This window comes from Nostoc sp. MS1 (genome assembly GCF_019976755.1).
GTDB lineage: Bacteria > Cyanobacteriota > Cyanobacteriia > Cyanobacteriales > Nostocaceae > Trichormus.
In genome coordinates this window covers 4226141-4243776 of sequence record NZ_AP023441.1, presented here as the reverse complement: position 1 = coordinate 4243776, position 17636 = coordinate 4226141, and the positions used below count along the sequence as shown (strand labels likewise).

Genomic DNA, 17636 nt, shown 5'->3' with positions numbered 1-17636 from the left:
AACGTGAGTTCGATGAACCTCTCCCTAAACCCTCTCTCTTAAAAAGTTTTGAGCGCCGGAAGCCAGCGCTCAGACTTTTTGTTTCGATGCAGAGAGGGGCTGAATTTTCCTTACCTGTTAATGAAAAATTAGCCTTTCAAAGCCTCTCTCCTTGCAGGGGAGAGGTTTGGAGTGGGGTTTTACAATCTGTCGAACTCATGCACCTTTAACTTAACCCTATTGAGGTTAGGATCAAGTAATGATCGTAAAATCAGTAGTAGTCAAACTAGGCAAATTGATCAAATTAGCCAGTTCAGCACCAGTACCCAACCCAGCAGCACTGCCGTTTTGGTTATAGTAAAGACTGCCACTACTGAGGCTGTAAACTAGGAATGCTGTACTAGTTGCAGCTAAACCATCATCATCTACGGTAGCAAAATCAGAAGCTTGACTCAAACCATCACCCACAATACTATTCAAAGCGGTAAAAGTCTGTTTACTCAACACCAACTTATCACTGGCAGATGTAAAGTCAGTTAGGGTATCGTTACCAAAATCGCTACTGGTAAAAGCTCGTCCACTACTATACCAAAAGCGATCGCTCTCACTTCCACCAGAAAGAATATCATTTCCCGCCCCACCGATTAAAATATCTGCACCGCTTCTACCTGTTAACACATCATTGCCACTGCCCCCATTGAGATTATTATTGAGGCTATTGCCAATCAGGCGATCGCTTCCACTACCACTGACTATATTTTCAATCACATTATTCGCAGATAGAGTCAACTTCAAGTTACTGTTGACTGTCTGCGTCGTAATCACACCCAAATTCAGCCGGACATCAGTACTAGTACCACTGAAACTAATAGTATCACTGCCGCCTGTGCTGGTCTCTTGTATGGTATCGCTACCTAATTGGGTAGAAGCATTGAATGCGTAGGTATCATTCCCAATACCACCAGCCAGAATATTATTGCCACTATTGCCCGTCAGAATATTATTGCCACTATTACCAGTGCCGTTAATATTGCTCGTTCCAGTTAGAGTTAAATTCTCGATCCCATCAGCTAAGGTTGTGGTGATACTAGCTTGCAAAGTATCAGTGATAGTGACAGTCCCAGAGGATTTTTGCAAAGTTGCATTGGTAGGACTAGAAAGGTTAACTTTAAAGGTTTCGTTGGCTTCGCTGAGACTATCATTGAGAATGGGAACAGTAATTTTGGCAGTGGTAGTATTGGCAGCGAAAGTTAAAGTTCCACTGCTGGTGGTATAGTCTGCATTGGCAGTAGCAGTTCCAGCGACTGTAGCATATTGAACTGTGACTGGTTGACTAGAGGCACTGCTCAGAGTGACGGTTAAGACAGCTTGCGAAGTTTGCCCTTCAACAACAGTGATGTCATTGATAGAGAGAGTCGGCAGAGTGTCATCGTTGGTTATCGTTCCTACTGCCTGATTATCAGCAATGGTTGCATTAGTGGCATTGCTGAGGTTAACCAAGAAAGTTTCGTTCGGTTCAATTGTGAGATCGCCAGTCACCGCAACATTGAGACTTTTACTGGTATCACCGGGATTAAAAGTTAATGTACCTGTGGTGGCGGTATAATCACTACCTGCTGTGGCTGTGCCGTTAGCAGTAGCATAGTTAACTGTGACAACAGAGGTACTGGCGGCAGAAAGAGTCACAGTAAAAGTAGCGTTCTTTGTCCCTGTATTACCTTCGGTAACAGTAACATCTTGGATGCTGAGGCTGGGTAAGGTAGCTGCTTGTACCTCAAATGCACCGATATCAATTGTACCGCCAACAACCCGCGTCAAACCGCGTTGGTCGTAGGGAGTGGGTTCTGTTGTATTGCCATCGCCATCAAGGTCTTGTGTATCAGCAGGAATTAAGCTGTTGTTACCGGCGTTTATTGCAGGACTACCAGGAAGGAGAGCATGGGTAAGGGTGAGTCCGCCGTTGTTTTGTAAGGGGCCGAGTCCGGGGTTGGGGTTAACGATATCTGTACCTGTGCCTACAGTGCCTTTAGCACCAGTTAAGCTACCAATGAGGTTGTTATTGTTACCATTAAATATTGCTGAACTCAAAAGACCAGAGAGAAGATCGGGAGCATTACTATTTATATTCCCAGCAACAATCGTGTTTTTGAGGTTAACTGTGGCACTAAGACTATAAATACCACCGCCGCCGTCGCCGGATGCTGTGCTGATAGCAGTATTATTGGTAACAGTGCTATTGAGCAAATTGAACACTCCATCAGTAGAAGCATATATACCGCCACCTTTATAATTAGCACTATTGCTACTGACCGTAGTATTAAGTAAGGCAACTGAAGTGCCGTTACTTCTGATGCCGGCCCCATATCCCGCACTATTGCCACTAACAGTAGTATTGACCAGAGTCACCGATCCACTAACGGTAGAGATGCCACCACCGTAAAGTCCCGCTTGGTTGTTACTAATTGTTGAGTTAGTTGCAATCAGTGTACCGCCGGAATTGTATATGCCGCCGCCTTCTTGACTAGAGCCTCCAGTTGCGATATTGTTACCAACTGTGCTGCCGTTGCGTAGGGAGACGAAACCACTGTTGTAGATGCCGCCGCCGTTATTATAAGAACCGGACGCTTTGTTGCCCGTAACTGTCGAATTATACAAATCGAGAGCGGCATTAGAATCAACCCTAATACCTCCACCATTACTAGATGTGTTGCCGCCCGTAACCACTACATTCTGTAAGCTTAATTGACCACCATCCAGTACCTGAAAAACGCGATCGCTATTTAATAAACCTGACGCATCAATAGTTGCTTTCCCACCAACTGACACAATATAAAGCACATTACTGCGATTTGTAATATCTAAATCTCCTGTCAGGGCTGCATTTTCATTAACTCCATTTGATGTCAGATTGTACGTTGTCCCTCCTGTTAACTGTATTTCATAATCAGTATTTGGATTCGCATTAGCGATTAAAATCGCATCTCTTAGAGATAAACCATTAGCAGCACTGCCATCATTTTGATCGGCTGTGGTATTGACTGTCAAAATAGTAGAAGCCATCTTACTTCCCTTCCATTAAAAGTAGATAATGTGAACAATAAACTACAATTAACGGTTTATTTTAGAGGAAATATTAGTTCAAACCTCTGTTTTGGCTCAGATAATTTTTCAGAGAAAAGTTCAGTTAAGGTACCTTCACCTACCCCAGTGTTGAGCCGAGATATACAAAAGTCCTGTTAAGTAGGAAGACGCAAATAAACTGAAATACAAGAGTTCTAGTCAAGTAGCTAAAAAACTCTTCCCTCTTGCCTTACCCAAGTAACAATTATTTATGTCCAGCTATTTACTCCTGTGCAGTACAACAGGGTAAAAGCGGCTGGTCTGCAACATCTGTCAATTCAACAGAGCTAAGTAAATCAGTCCAATATTTTTTAACTTCTTGATCATTAGGACGCTGGCGGCGTAAATTGGCCAAAGTACTGAGGGCATTTTCCCAAAATCCAGCCGTTGCATAAATAATTGCTTGGTCTAATGGCTGGTTGGTTTCCTGTATCTGTTCAGCAAGGTTTTCATCTTGCACACGTTCAATCTTACCTTTCATGAATAGGTCTTGGTCACGATTTTGAGAATCACAAATCATCGAAAAAGACCAATTATAAGATTTTCCTGTTTTTAATGATGCTTGTTGTGCAGGGATAGTGATACTAACAATACCTGCTTGCCCTACAGGTTGAAAACTTTTTTTATATAAAGGTGTCACACTTTCACTATCACGCAAAACAAATTCTAACCCTTGTATTGGTTTAGGTGTTTGGGGAATGTAGAAAAAGAAAGTGGGATTTGCTGCTGTTGTTAGTTGTGCTTCCTTGTTGCTAGGAATTAGCGGAACAGCTGATATTCCATTTAAGAAGCAACTTCCCCTGGATGCAGCAGCTCTTAATCTCCCAGGTCTGCCAGGAACAAAACTAATTAAACTAGTGCGTCGCTGCATGTAGCTTCTCACATTTCTTACGGCTGCTGTGGCATACTTATCATTAGGGCGTAGTTGCAGTGCTTGCTGGAAATATCCTAAAGCGCGGCGATAGTTTCTCCGTCTAGTTTCTGTATAACCGAGTTGCATAGCTTGGTTATAAGCGCCACTATTTTGGGCAATTTCCCCAACTGGATTGATTGCCACAACTTTATTTTGACTAACAAAATCTAAGGATAGACACGCCAAGCTAACAAGCAGACAGCTTGCCCAAAGTTGAAGTTTCATAAAATAAATATTTATTGTTATTAATTTAGAGTGTTGTGGATAACATAAATATTGCTGCTAGCAGCTTATGCGCTTTTGTCATTCCTCCCACTAAGTATAATACGTAATTGTTGGGGTTTATGTTCCTAGTTTTTGAGTGGCGATCGCTCTTTTCCTCACATCACATACACACTAAACCGCACTAAATTTTCTTGACCAAACTGCAATAAATCACCATTCATTAGACGATACTGCACGCCAGGACTTAAAGCAGTTCCGTTCAAATAAATACCATTGGTACTCATGTCAACAATCATGTAACTACTTTGCGACCAATCCCAAGAAACTCGCGCATGGCGACGAGAAACTATACCTTCATTGGGGATACCAGTCAAATCAATTTCTGGGGGAATACTCACACTTTTACCACGACGACCAATAAAACCTGCTTCTCCTGACCATTGAAATTCCCTACCGGAAGTGTGGATAAATTTCAGTAGTGGTAATCTGGGAGGCTGGGGGTTATAGGTTGGCGGTGTTGGTTGTACGGGTTGTCTTTGCTGATAGTTTGTCCGATCTGGCTCAACGGGGGGTTGGTAAGTAGGCTGGGGTGTGACTGGTGGCGATGGATGAACAGGTTGTTGAGGGGTAACTTGTTGGGGAATGGGTTGTGGAGGATTAGGTCTACTTGGTGTGGGTGTAGGCGCTACTACATTACCCAAGGGAGTGGAACACCAAGGACAAACCTTAGCACTATTAGGTAAGGTGCGGTTAAAATATTCACAACTAGGATTAGGGCAACGATTGGCAGGCATAGTTCTTTATAGCATCAGGTATGGGTTGTAAAGGGACAAGACCTACTTTATTAAGTAAACACTGACCCTGACGAGTAGTTAGTATCTCAGAAAATTTAGACCCGGCTGGTGGTAGGCTATTGTCTCTGGGATAAACTACAAATATAGGGTAGCCCAAAGGGTAAGTTTTAAAAGTATCAACATCAAAAAAGTAATCATCATGCTGGCAAAGGTCATCTGCGGTGTTGATAGGACGGCGATCGCGTTTTTGAAATAGGGGTTGAATGGCTGTAGTATTACCATTGGCGATCGCTAATGGGTAGCCAGTACATTGACCTTTAGTCTTACTCAGAATCCCAAAAGCAATAATCCCACTTTTTGTTGTGTTAAGAATTTCCTCACGAATTTGGTTTTGAGTGCTGGTGGTATCTAGTGCGGTGACGTTGTTAGTAAATAAAGCTATGTCTTGCGGGTCATTTTTGAGAACGATTTCTTGAAATTTACTAATGGCTTCTGGTTCAGTTGGTTTATAAGGTGTAATTTTCACATTTGGCAGCTTACTATTAATTTGTTGCCAATTGGTAATTTTTCCGGTGTAAATTTGTCGCAATTGCTCAAGGGTAATTTTTCCTCCTAAAGCATTTGCCAAATTAGTATCTCTCTTACTAAATTCAACATAAACCAGTAATCCATCATAAGCAACAGGTTTTTTATCTAATTCATCTGTAATATTATTAGTCACACTTGTAATAGCAAAGTTGCTATTCCCTGTTTTCACGGCTGTTACAGGTCTATTTGGACTTTGTAAATTTGATGCCACAGGATTGTATTGAAATATTGCTTTTGCATTGGGAATAGGATTAGTCAGTACATCTTCTAAAACAGAGTTATCGACTTGTTGCCTAATAATCACACTCCATGTTCCCGTTCTCTCCCCCGCATAACTAAATCTACCCGGACTAACATTAGGTACATCAGCAAACAGCCGCAACAAACTAGACCATTGGAGATATTTACTATCATCATCTCCTTTATCTCGCCAGAAATAATAAGCAATTCCGCCTCCTAGCAATAACAACGCTAAGATTAATAACCACAATAAAAGTTTTTTAAATTTCTGATTTTCTGGTGTATCTTCAGCCGATGATGATGAATTATTTGCCTGACCCTCTTTCGGCAATTGGATGAGTGCTTGACGAGCCGCTTCTGCACTGGTAAAGGGTGCAGCTAAACCCATTAATCGCTCAATGAACTGTTTTAAATGAGTATCTGTAGTAGACCATTGTTGAGAGTCTCTAGGGTCAAGAGGTTGATTAGAATAATCAACAGTACGTCCTGCTAGTAAATAAAAAGCTACCCATCCTAGAGCTTCTAAATCTTTTTCTTTTTGTGCGGGTGCAGGTTGGGTAATAGCTGGCGGAATAAATAAGTTCTCCCAAATAGCTAAATCACAAAGATATATATAAAACTGTTGATTATTAGCGAGTTTAATTAAAATACTATCGAGATTAAGATTACCGTGAGCTATGCCATCCTGGACTTGATTGGAAGGAAAACGCAATTTTTGGCTGTGGAGAAATTCGAGAGTTTGGAGAGTTTGATTCAATACCTCCCTGACTTGCAAGGCTGTCATTTTCCCCTTCTCTGTCAGGTATTGATTTAAGGTTTGGGATGCTTCTATTTTTTGACTAATTAAATAACAACGGTCTGCCTTTTCATCGGCAATAGCTTCTATCGTACTCACTAAACGAAAATTCTGGACTCTACTGTCGGCTAATTTGACTCCCCCTACCCGTTGAAAAACTTGTTTACGCTGCAAACTTTCTTGTTCATTAAAGCAACGGTTGGGTAAGAGATATTCTTTAATTTCTACAGGCTGTTTGTCTTTAACTTGCACACCTGCATATAAACGTCCGTAACCCCGCACCCCTAAATAACTATTTACCTGATAAGTACCTCCATTGCCTTTAATCTCAGCTTGCTCTGGTAAAGTGGCAGGAAAGCCGCATTCTAAACAAAATTTAGCACCTTTAAGTTCTTGTGCCGTTTCCAATGGGCGATCGCAACTTAAAGGATTGTTATACGCACAGGCATATTCTCGATAAAATCCACCAAATGAGGTCATATATTAGTATTTGGCAAAATTATATTCATCATAAACCCACGCTCAAGCTCTCACGAGTCCTAACTTCAATGCAGTTACTATAGCTTGAGTCCGACTATTAACTTTCAGTTTCTCAAAAATACTGGTTAGGTGAGCCTTGACTGTAGCAACAGTCACATATAAATGTTTGGCGATTTCTTCATTAGATGCACCTTGGGTTAACCAGTATAAAACTTCCTGCTCCCTGTCTGTTAAATGTAGTTGATGACAAGCACGCAAACAAGAGTCGGAATAAGCCTGAAAAAATCGGAAAAATCGACTTGCAACCTCTGAAGGTAGATAAATTTCTGATTTAGTTACTGTGCTAATAGCTTCGCATAGTTGAGTTCCCAAGTGATTTTTAAACACATAACCAGATGCTCCCGCCTGCATAGCACGAAAAACCCACTCGTCTTCTTGATGAGCAGATAAGACTAAGACTTTGCCAGAGTAACCAATTTGTTTTAAAGAAAACAAAACACTAATACCATCACTACCAACTAGTTGCAAATCTAGGAGGATTAAATCTGGTGATTTCTCTGCTGTTAATTTTAATACTTGGTCTAAAGAGTTAGCCTCACCTACTATCTCTAGAGGTAATGAACCGTTACCATGATAAAAACTTAACAGAGTCCGTAAGCCTTGGCGAAAGCGTTCATTATCTTCTACTAACAAAACCGTTAAAGGATTGTCACTAGCCATATTTGACACTCCTATATATTCTGGGTTCGAGGCAAAATTATGCAAAATTGCGCTCCCCCTTCTGCTACACTCTGCGCCCACAAGTTTCCGTGATGGTCTAAGATAATTTTTTTGGCAATAGTTAAACCTAGTCCTGTACCTCCTGGTCTGCGAGTATAAAAAGGGGTAAATATTTTCTGCATATCTTCTGGAGAAAGTCCTTGACCTTCATCGGAAATTTTGATTAACACTTCTGTTTGAAAAATCTGCCAACTACAAGTAATCGTGCCAGACTCAGGACTAAAGTACACAGCATTACTTAATATATTGTTAAAAACTTGCTTGACTTGTAAGTAGTCAATTAACAAAGTGGTAGAATTTTCGGGAATTGATATTTTCGCTTGTTTGCTATCAAGTAGAGGTTGCAGAGTCTTGATACTTTCTACTACTAAATTTCTTAAATCTTGTGGCGTAACTTTGAGTTTTTCTCCTTGACCACAATTTATCAGTTCGGTGAGATTATTATCTATATCTTCGATACTGTCACGAATGATTGTTGCTTGTTCATATTCAGGACTTTGTTTTAAACTAAAGCATAAATTATGAGCATACAACCCCACCAATGCTAAATAGCTCCGCAATTGGTGTCCGACTCGATGTAGCACTTGTTCTAACAGTTTAATTTCCGATTTTTGTCTGCCATAGTCCAAATATATGTCGGCATAATTGCTAAGGAGCATAGCAGATTGTTGGATATACTCTTGAACATTCTGAGAAATAGGTTGTTCTGCAACTATCTGAATATACTCGGCTTTCTCATTCCTATAACCTGTAGGACAAAAGTATACAAATAAATTTGGATACTGCATGGAAAACTCATATACTTGTCCTACTGGCGGAAAATCTTTTAGCCATGATTCCGAACGTAAGTATGCTAAATTATTCCGTGATAATGGCTTTTGATTTTTAGCATGGTTAATTACCTCTTGATGTTTTTTTGCCAAACAATCATAATAGACAATCCTAGCTAAAAGAATGGGACAATGATTAGTTAATTGTTCAGACTGCAATTGACAATATGTCTGAATGTTTGATGGTTTTAAATCATGGATAGTGATTTCTTTTTTTGGTAGAAAAATTTTCCCGTTCATAGCACCGCAACCTCTGAACACTAAAATGACTTAATTCCACTGCCCAATAATATGTATGACTTACGCACCGAGGTTATCTATGGAGACAGGGTGTAAGGATATAGGGATATAGGTTTAAAGCCCTTACCCCTTGCACCTTTATACCCTTGCCAAAACCTTTTTTGTTTTCATAGGTAAGTTCTAATATGAACGAACACTCTAAAGTTATGCAGAATGGATTATGTTCAATTGCAATAGGTTATGTAAAGAAAAATGAACTAATAGAGTAAGTTTTATGACACAGCTTCAACTATCACAAATACAGAAGTTTAAACCGTTTTAGATATCGCAGTGTTACGTTTTAACGGAACTAAAAATTATTAACCAATAATTGACACTTAACGCACACCGCGATCGTGAACAATAAAATTTTGATAATATTGCTCAATTTGCTGGCAAGGAAAGTAAATGTTTTTTGTTAATTCGATATTAATTTTGAGTGTTTTAAGTAGGAGACAGAATTGATACTGTCAGTATAATGATGATAAGTTATAACGACAACAGTATTGCCTGCTGAAACCTAAATTTTTCTAGAAAATATATAAAAATATACAGTACCTAATTATAAAAATTGTAAATATCATCCAGTGATATTAAAAACATAAAATAACATGATAAATACTTAAATTTTATTGAATAAATTCCTAGTGAAATGTTGGAAAATGTTAAGAGAATATTAAAACAACCAGTAATTATTTCTAGTGCGATCGCCACAATTTTCATGCTAGGACTACAAAAGCTGCAAATATTAGAGCCTCTAGAATTAAGAGTCTATGACCAGATGATTCAGGCTAAGGGCGACGGTGGTACAGATCCGCGTCTGTTAATAGTGGCTGTGACTGAAGAAGATTTACAAAAATGGAATTGGCCTCTACCGGGCGAAGTGTTAGACCAACTGCTAGGTAAACTAGAACAATTAGAACCTAGAGCGATCGGTTTAGATATTTATCGTGACTTACCAGTACAACCAGGTCACGAAAAACTACTAAAACGCCTACAAGAAAGCGATTTAATTGTTCCTGTTTGTAAACACGCCGATGCTAAAAATGCTGGTATTGCACCCCCACGGGGAGTAGAACCAGAGCGAGTAGGTTTTAGTGATATTGTTGAAGATACCGATGGCTCTATTCGGCGGAATTTGATCTCAGTTAATGTGGCTCAGTCCGAAATTTGCCAAAGCCCTTATTCTTTAAGTTGGCAATTATCCATCAAATATTTAGAAGTCGCAGGTATTCAACCCCAGTTAACTGCCAAAAAAGAATTGCAATTACGTAATGTAGTCTTAAAACCTCTGCAAAACTACTCCGGTGGTTACGAAAATGCAGATACTCAAGGCTACCAAATTCTCTTAAATTACCGCTCTCCTCGCCAGATAGCTCAACAAGTTACCGTTACAGATGTACTCTCAGGTCGCGTCAAACCGGAATTAATTAAAGACCGCATTGTTTTAATTGGTTCTACAGCACCGAGCTTAAAAGATGTTTTTAATACACCATATACTACTGGCAAAGCCGATGACGCGGGTAGGATGGCAGGAGTAGAAATTCATGCCCAAATTATCAGCCAAATTCTAGGCGCAGTTTTGAATAACCAACGTCTGTTGTGGTTTTTGCCTGGGTGGGGTGAAGTCCTGTGGATAGGTGGATGGTCTGTAGTGGGGGGATTTTTAGCTTGGCGCATTCGCCACCCATTAGGCTTAGGATTGGCAGAAGGTGGTTCTTTAGCTGCCTTATTTGGCATTAACTATGCCATTTTCATCCAAGCTGGATGGTTTCCTGTAATTTCCCCAGCATTGGGTTTAGTAGTTGCGGCTGGTAGTGTCCTTGCTTATAGCGCCTATCAAAGTCAACAAGAAAAAGAGAAGATTTTACAACGAGTGCAAGAGCAAAAGGATTTAATTGCTCAGTTACAAGCATACGCCTCGCAAAACCCAAACAGACAAACTCAGGCTACCATTGCTCCCACTGTCTATCCTATGGGGCAAACAATGGCGCTGAACACAGTACTCAAAAAACGCTACAAAATTATTGAAAATTTAGGTACTGGGGGATTTAGCAATACTTATATAGCCCAGGATATCCAACGTCCGGGAAGTCCTGTTTGTGTTGTGAAACAAATGCGTCCAGCCACCCAAGATGAACAATATTTGAGTGTGCTAAGACGCTTGTTTAATAATGAAGCATATATTCTGGAAACTCTAGGTAAACACTCACAAATACCCTATTTATTAGCCTTCTTTGAAGAAGAGCAGCTATTTTATTTAGCCCAAGAATTTATTGCTGGTCATCCCTTATCAGAAGAGTTAACTCCTGGAGTACCTCGTTCACGAGCTGATGTGATGAGTATACTCAAGGAAGTTTTACAAATTCTAGTTTTTGTTCACAGCTACGATGTAATTCATCGAGACATCAAACCTAATAACTTGATGAGGCGAAAAGCCGATGGACACATTGTTTTGATTGACTTTGGTGCAGTCAAACAAGTCCAACCTCAAATGCAATCTGAGGAACAAGAAAATCAGACTATTGCTGTTGGCACTCCTGCTTATGCACCCGGCGAACAAATGAGCGGTATGCCCAGACTTAACAGTGATATTTATGCTTTGGGAATAGTTGTGATACAAGCCTTAAGTGGAGTTAATCCCAAAGTTTTCCGCAGAGATGTCAATACAGGTGTGGTAATTATTCCCATCACATCGGAGACTGGTGAACAAATTTGGAAATATTGGTGGGAACTCGCAGACACCACCGAAGCATTAACTAAAGTGGTAGATAAAATGGTACAACTTGACTTCACACAAAGATACCAATCAGCAACAGAAGTGCTGAATATTGTGGAAAGTTTATAGGGGAGTGCTGAGTTCTAAGTAAACAGATTCAAAGCCCCAAAGCTAAATTTCGTCTGACTTTTATAATTACCAATTACCAATTACCAATTACCAATTAATTCTCACCTATGGCTGTTTACTACTTTTATCAAAAACATAATAAATAGTGCCTTCAGGCGCTAGATTCATCGCAGCATTGTAATCTTCAATTGCTTTTTGCTGCTCACCCAGTTCTTGATAGGTTTGACTACGCCAATAATAAAAGAAGGCATTGTGAGGATTAATATAAATTGCTTGAGTATAATCCTCTATTGCACCACGATAATCACCTAAATTCTTCTTACGAAACTGCGCTCTGGCGGTGTAAAGTTCTGCGCTCTGGGGATGGAGAAAAATTGCTGCATGAAAATGCGCGATCGCTCCCTCGATATCTCCTTGGGCAAAGCGAGTATAAGCCTGCTGAATATATCGATTAATCTCTGGTATTTCTACTGAGCTAGGGTATTGATGATCGCTATTCACTTTTTTCGAGTTCCAAGGTAAGAGTTAGTTATCGCAGGCAACAGAGGACAGGTAATAGGAAACAGGCTCAAAAGCTATTTTCTATAAGAGTTTTATAATTAGCTCTATGTCCTTACCTATGTGGCAGATGCTATAGTGCAGTCATCTTTCTAGATTAACTGCATTTTTTGTGGTCGTCAGTATTCTTTATAGAACCCATTTGATATCTTTTCAGGCGGTATCTGCGACAGCTAGCCGTTTGAGCATTAGCCGAATAAAACATAGCTTGAGCTTGGCATTGGAACGTTCGAGTGTGCGGTCGAAATTTTTGACTAAACTTTTACATCTCTCCACCCAAGCATTCGATCTTTCAATGACCCATCTGGCAGCAACAGGCACAAATCCAGATAGTCCTTTCGTCTGTTTCTGTGCTTTTGATGGTTTGGCTGAAAGTTCAAATTGAATTTTAGTCATAATCTCTGGGTAAATCTGTTCCAAGGCTTGTGTCAATTGATCAGGATGATAGCCGTTATCTACCAGAATAGTCGTCATGGGTTGCTCCACAGGTTTAGATTTGAAGTAATCAATGTTTTTCGAGAGCATTTCAATTAACCCTTGGTCATCAGATACATTAGCTTTGGTGCAGTGGGTAAAGAAAGGGAAGCCTAAGATATCCACTGCCAAATGTCTTTTGATGCCATTAGTGCATTTGTAAAAGCAAAACCCTTTCGACTCAACACTGGCATTACAAGTATTTTTCACCGCTTGTGAGTCAATCATGATTAGAGTCGTCCACTGCGGTTTTTTTTTACTTGTTCCCGCACCTGCTGATGCAACTCAGTCATGATTTTCGTCAGGATGTCCCCTTCACACCACTGCTGGTAATACCAGAATACTGTTGAATATGGCGGCATATCTCTAGGTAAGTCAGCCCAATTACAACCATTCTTCAGTTGATAAAGTATACCGTTAAGGATTTGCCGCTTTGTCCACACAGGGGGTCTGGTTTTCTTCTTCGTCGGCAATAATGGCTCAATTATTTCCCACTCTTTGTCTGTCAAATCGCTTGAATAACCCATTTTCAATCCTGATCTGCTTCCATGCACCTAATTTCTGTTGATTCTACTCAATCACCAAAAAGATATCAAATGGGTTCTATAGTCCATACAATAGTTATTGTCTAAATCCTCCTATCATTTTCTACCAACAGCAGGCAGTGCTAATGGTTACAAGAAATTCTTACGTTCAAACCAACGGGCTACAAGTTATTGACCCTGATTTATTAATAATTGCTTACACACAAGCTAAAAACACACCAACATACTTTGATGTTGATGCTATAGCAAGAATGTTTAAAGCAGGTGCATAAGACACTGTTTAAATCGCTGACTTCACTGATCTCTTGCACCTTCTCAATAAGTGGGTGGTGGGCAGTGCATTGCCCTACGAAATAATCTTGTTCAAATTTTGTTTGTTCATGGCTTCGCTAGTTTGCCATACAATAACACGTTTTGTAGCAATCAGGTTAATTTCTTTAAGTGTCCCTTCTTCTTCAAACAAGTCATCAACAGATGAACCAAGATGATAATTTTTTTTCATCCTTGTACCTCCAGATTTCCCTTGAGTTTTAACGCTTCCACATTCCCAGTCCCCAGTCCCCAAATTCCCAACAATTTATCCTGTAACCGTGCCACTATAGAAAACATAGCTTTAACAATAGCAAGAGGAAGGCTAGAAAACGCTGTGCAGATTACATTTTTAGGGACGAGTTCTGGTGTACCCACAAGAGCGCGCAATGTATCCAGTGTTGCCCTCAGATTACCCCAACGGGCCGAGTTGTGGTTATTTGACTGTGGGGAAGGTACTCAGCATCAACTTATGCGGAGTGACCTGAAAATGAGCCAATTATCCCGAATTTTTATTACCCATATGCACGGGGATCATATTTTTGGCTTATTGGGGCTTCTTGCTAGTTGTGGCTTGGCGGGTAATGTCCAACGAGTAGATATTTATGGGCCAGCCGGATTAAATGAGTATATCCAGTCCGCTTCGCGTTACTCCCATACACATTTTTCCTATCCGATTAAAGTTCATGCTGTTCGTCCCGGTGTCGTCTATGAAGATGAAGAATTTACCGTAACTTGTGGCCCTTTACATCACCGCATTACCGCCTTTGGCTATCGCGTAGCCGAAAAAGACCGCGCCGGACGTTTTGATGTGGAAAAAGCCCAAGCTTTGCAAATTCCTCCAGGTCGGGTTTATGGTCAACTTAAGCGGGGGGAAACTGTTACCCTGGCTGATGGGCGTGTGATTAATGGTGCAGAGTTATGTGGCCCTACAGAAATTGGGCGGAAGATTGCTTATTGTACAGACACAATTTATTGTGATGGTGCAGTGGAATTAGCCAAAGATGCGGATGTGTTAATTCATGAGGCTACTTTTGCTCATCAAGATGCAGAGATGGCTTTTCAAAGGTTGCACTCAACAACGACAATGGCAGCACAAACTGCTTTGGCGGCTGGCGCACATCGGTTATTGATGACTCATTTTAGCCCTCGTTATGCGCCTGGGAATACTGTGGAGTTGAAGGATTTGCTACAAGAGGCTCGTGCTATTTTTCCTAATACAAATATGGCTTATGATTTTATGGCTTATGAAGTGCCTAGACGGCGAGAAGCGGCGATGAGTGAGGTTTGAGGTTTAAACGCAGACGGGCGCTGATTCACCCACCACTCTTGATATTCTCAACGGTCAGATAGACGACATAATCCGTTTGAGCGTTATTTTCCTCCATAGCTGCCGAAATCCTAGCAATACCTCTTAAACGCGATAAAATTCACTTTAAATGCCGACAGGTAAGCTTTTGGTTGCGCCCCAACCCAAGACTAAGCGGCATAACGTTCCCATTATGCCGCCTGATGCACTGGGACAGTTGATCTAAACCATACAATAAAGAATAGCCAACTTGAGAGGTTAGCATGGTTCAAGCAACGGAATATCTTTATGTTGTTCGGGATGATGAGATTCTACATGGAGAACCTATCATCCGAGGAACTCGGACACCCGTCAGAGCAATAGTCGAAACTTGGCGAATGGGTATTGCACCAGAGGAAATCCCCAAAGGGATGCCACACCTGACTTTGGGGCAAGTCTTTGGAGCATTAACTTACTACAGCGACCACCAGGACGAAATTAATCAATATATTGAAAAAAACCGCATTCCTAGCGAATTGATAGATCCATTAGTTAGAGATTTGTGAGTAGCATATTTGTTTGTCTGTATTTGGATGAAGATGTCAATGTACTAGTAGGCGATTTGCTTCAAGCAAGAGGTTTTGATGTCATTACTGCACGAGATGCAGGGCAACTTCGCGCAACTGATGCAGAGCAACTTGCCTATGCTGTAAGTCAAGCAAGAACTCTGGTTACTCACAACAGAACTGATTTTGAGGAACTTGTACAGAATTACTTTGATTCGGAACAGACGCACTACGGAGTAATTTTTGCTGTTCGTCGTTCTCCTCAAGAGGTCGCACAAAGATTACTCGTCATTCTCAATCAAGTTACCTCAGACGAGATGCAAAATCAGGTTCGATATATTTAGTGGCGATCGCCCCACCATAAACCTCAAAATGCTGCTCCGTCAATATTATCCTACTATCTTGGCTTAACCCTCTTTAATGAATAATCTGGAATGCTGTCAGCATAAAACGTTTATCAAAAAAACATAATTTTAGCCATTGTGTTAGAAAATAAACGTTCAAATGCCAGTTCTATCTACAGTTCAAAATTTTACTTTGATTTTTCTCTTACTGGAGTGACAAAACAGGGATAAGGCTCAAAACGAGGAGACTGAGAAGCAAGTATTTAAAATACTAGATACAAAGTTCATTCCAGATGGCTACTACAGAAGACTTGCGACATAATGTCGAAGTTGTGCGACGGCAAATAACCTTGAACACCCACCCACAGATAACCTTTGTGCCGTCCACACCAACGCAGTGTTAGGAGGCTGACTGTAACAACCTAATAAAGCCCTCCTGCTCAAAATGTCGACCAGTGGAGTGGTCAATACCTCTGTCATTCCACGTTGACGCATCAAAACAAAACTAACTGCATCACACAATGAATAAGTTTTATCTTGCCTGTTCCATTTGTCCCACAGTTCCCTGAAATGCCGATGGACTTGCGTGTTGACAGATATGTTTGATGTACCATCTCCACCAAAAGATGAAGCCGCCTAACGTTCCGCCTCACCCGCCGCTAGTAACCTCTCGAACTCAACGAAAAGACTCTAAACAGTCGGGTGCAGGCGGATTGTTATACTTCGCCCACTGATTTTTTCTCAACAAACTCACTGAGGCTGATAATCTTGAATCCCCTAACTCTGGTTACATGAAATGGTCGGCTAGAACCTAGAAAACCTGCAACTGCTGGATAAGAAACTCCCAACTTTTCCAAAACACCTTTTGATGCTTGACCAGATTTCAGAAAACTTGCCCACATTACTTTAGCGGCATGTGACCAATTTAGATTAACTGGAGTGCAAAGAGCACCTTCTAATCGTACAAAGGCAAGTTCACTCTTTAATGAAAATTCACTGGAAACAAATTCAAACTCAAAGATTACTCGTTCATCTTCAGATTCAATATGCCGCCAGCATACATATAAACCTCTTAATTGACAATCATCTATAAATAATCCGTCTCTCCCTGTGAAAGCATCAATAATAGGTTTAAGACAATTATCAATATCTGCCTTTGCATCAGTTTCATATCGACTTTTTGTCGGTAAAAGCCATGTGATATTCAGAATGATATCCCCAGTCAGTACATAACTCAGGGGCTTGAACTGGTTTTTAATTGAATTAATATATTGATCGCGCTTGTCGTTGCTGGCTTGAACTGATGCAGGAGAACCTTTGACTATAAATTCTGCCTTGCCAAATGGTGATGGTGCTTCGCCGCGACTTGCTTTATCTAACTCTTCAAGCAGTTCGTCAGTCATTAATCCACTTTAGTTTTAAGAGGTGTAACTATTTATTATACGGAAAGTTTCCGTATAATCTTCTTCTCAATCCTAATATATCAAGCGTTACAACTAACTCCTGTCTGAATATACGGAAACCTTTTCTTTTACACCCTTATTTTGGTAATATACCGATTCTTTCCGTATAACTACCATTCATAGGAGAATTATATGGAATTTTTCCGTATATCTCTTGCTATTATCAAGAATTTTTCCGTATAACATCCCAATTTAGATTATTAAACGGAATTTTCTG

The 17636-nt window shown here is 40.5% G+C and carries 16 protein-coding genes; 5 read left to right on the top strand and 11 right to left on the bottom strand.

Translation table 11 applies throughout. The features are described 5' to 3' along the window. Positions 1-231 precede the first annotated feature (231 nt). From NSMS1_RS18360 to NSMS1_RS18335, 6 genes are all read right to left on the bottom strand, one after another. Positions 232-3039 carry a beta strand repeat-containing protein gene (locus NSMS1_RS18360; RefSeq protein ID WP_224086220.1) on the bottom strand — a complete coding sequence of 936 codons (2808 nt, stop codon included), beginning with the start codon at positions 3037-3039 and terminating at the stop codon, positions 232-234. 283 nt (positions 3040-3322) lie between these two features. Further along, entirely contained in the window at positions 3323-4237 is a 915-nt protein-coding gene (locus NSMS1_RS18355; RefSeq protein WP_224086219.1) for a DUF928 domain-containing protein, read from the bottom strand. Between the two features lie 155 nt (positions 4238-4392). Next, positions 4393-5031 carry an FHA domain-containing protein gene (locus NSMS1_RS18350; protein ID WP_224086218.1) on the bottom strand — a complete coding sequence of 213 codons (639 nt, stop codon included), beginning with the start codon at positions 5029-5031 and terminating at the stop codon, positions 4393-4395. After that, a complete protein-coding gene (locus NSMS1_RS18345; protein WP_224086217.1) occupies positions 5009-7135 on the bottom strand; it encodes a substrate-binding domain-containing protein in 2127 nt (708 codons plus the stop codon). Before NSMS1_RS18345 ends, NSMS1_RS18350 begins: the two co-directional genes overlap by 23 nt. A gap of 42 nt (positions 7136-7177) precedes the next feature. Continuing rightward, complete coding sequence (locus NSMS1_RS18340; protein ID WP_224086216.1) at positions 7178-7855, bottom strand: response regulator; 678 nt, start codon at positions 7853-7855, stop codon at positions 7178-7180. An 11-nt stretch (positions 7856-7866) separates the two neighbouring features. Further along, positions 7867-8985 (bottom strand): sensor histidine kinase, encoded by a 1119-nt coding sequence (locus NSMS1_RS18335; RefSeq protein ID WP_224086215.1) that lies wholly within the window; start codon positions 8983-8985, stop codon positions 7867-7869. A gap of 691 nt (positions 8986-9676) precedes the next feature. Here NSMS1_RS18335 and NSMS1_RS18330 point away from each other — a divergent pair. Next, a complete protein-coding gene (locus NSMS1_RS18330) occupies positions 9677-11872 on the top strand; it encodes a CHASE2 domain-containing serine/threonine-protein kinase (protein ID WP_224086214.1) in 2196 nt (731 codons plus the stop codon). Between the two features lie 105 nt (positions 11873-11977). Here NSMS1_RS18330 and NSMS1_RS18325 read toward each other — a convergent pair whose 3' ends face one another. The 3 genes from NSMS1_RS18325 to NSMS1_RS18315 form a co-directional block, all read right to left on the bottom strand. Then, positions 11978-12373, bottom strand: a complete 396-nt coding sequence (locus NSMS1_RS18325; protein WP_224086213.1) for a tetratricopeptide repeat protein — start codon at positions 12371-12373, stop codon at positions 11978-11980. A 210-nt stretch (positions 12374-12583) separates the two neighbouring features. Further along, entirely contained in the window at positions 12584-13132 is a 549-nt protein-coding gene (locus NSMS1_RS18320) for a transposase (RefSeq protein ID WP_224086212.1), read from the bottom strand. A 2-nt stretch (positions 13133-13134) separates the two neighbouring features. Beyond that, on the bottom strand, positions 13135-13431 hold the full coding sequence (locus NSMS1_RS18315; protein ID WP_224086211.1) for a transposase: 297 nt from the start codon (positions 13429-13431) through the stop codon (positions 13135-13137). A 143-nt stretch (positions 13432-13574) separates the two neighbouring features. Between NSMS1_RS18315 and NSMS1_RS18310 the strand changes: the two genes are divergently transcribed. Then, the gene (locus tag NSMS1_RS18310; RefSeq protein ID WP_224086210.1) at positions 13575-13721 is read left to right on the top strand and encodes a hypothetical protein; all 147 of its coding nucleotides are present in this window, start codon (positions 13575-13577) and stop codon (positions 13719-13721) included. Positions 13722-13795: 74 nt separating this feature from the next. Here NSMS1_RS18310 and NSMS1_RS18305 read toward each other — a convergent pair whose 3' ends face one another. Further along, positions 13796-13951: a hypothetical protein gene (locus NSMS1_RS18305; protein WP_224086209.1), complete on the bottom strand. Its 156-nt coding sequence runs from the start codon at positions 13949-13951 to the stop codon at positions 13796-13798. Positions 13952-14095: 144 nt separating this feature from the next. Here NSMS1_RS18305 and NSMS1_RS18300 point away from each other — a divergent pair, with 144 nt between their 5' ends. The 3 genes from NSMS1_RS18300 to NSMS1_RS18290 all read left to right on the top strand — a co-directional run bounded on the left by NSMS1_RS18300 (position 14096) and on the right by NSMS1_RS18290 (position 15956). Beyond that, positions 14096-15049: a ribonuclease Z gene (locus tag NSMS1_RS18300; RefSeq protein WP_224086207.1), complete on the top strand. Its 954-nt coding sequence runs from the start codon at positions 14096-14098 to the stop codon at positions 15047-15049. A gap of 281 nt (positions 15050-15330) precedes the next feature. Then, a complete protein-coding gene (locus NSMS1_RS18295; protein WP_224086205.1) occupies positions 15331-15612 on the top strand; it encodes a DUF433 domain-containing protein in 282 nt (93 codons plus the stop codon). Further along, positions 15609-15956, top strand: coding sequence for a DUF5615 family PIN-like protein (locus NSMS1_RS18290; protein WP_224086203.1), 348 nt, complete (start codon positions 15609-15611; stop codon positions 15954-15956). The genes NSMS1_RS18295 and NSMS1_RS18290 overlap by 4 nt, the downstream gene beginning before the upstream one ends. A 716-nt stretch (positions 15957-16672) precedes the next feature. On the opposite strand, the gene NSMS1_RS18285 is transcribed toward NSMS1_RS18290, so the two are convergent. Continuing rightward, on the bottom strand, positions 16673-17359 hold the full coding sequence (locus tag NSMS1_RS18285) for a RusA family crossover junction endodeoxyribonuclease (RefSeq protein ID WP_067775158.1): 687 nt from the start codon (positions 17357-17359) through the stop codon (positions 16673-16675). Positions 17360-17636: the final 277 nt, after the last annotated feature.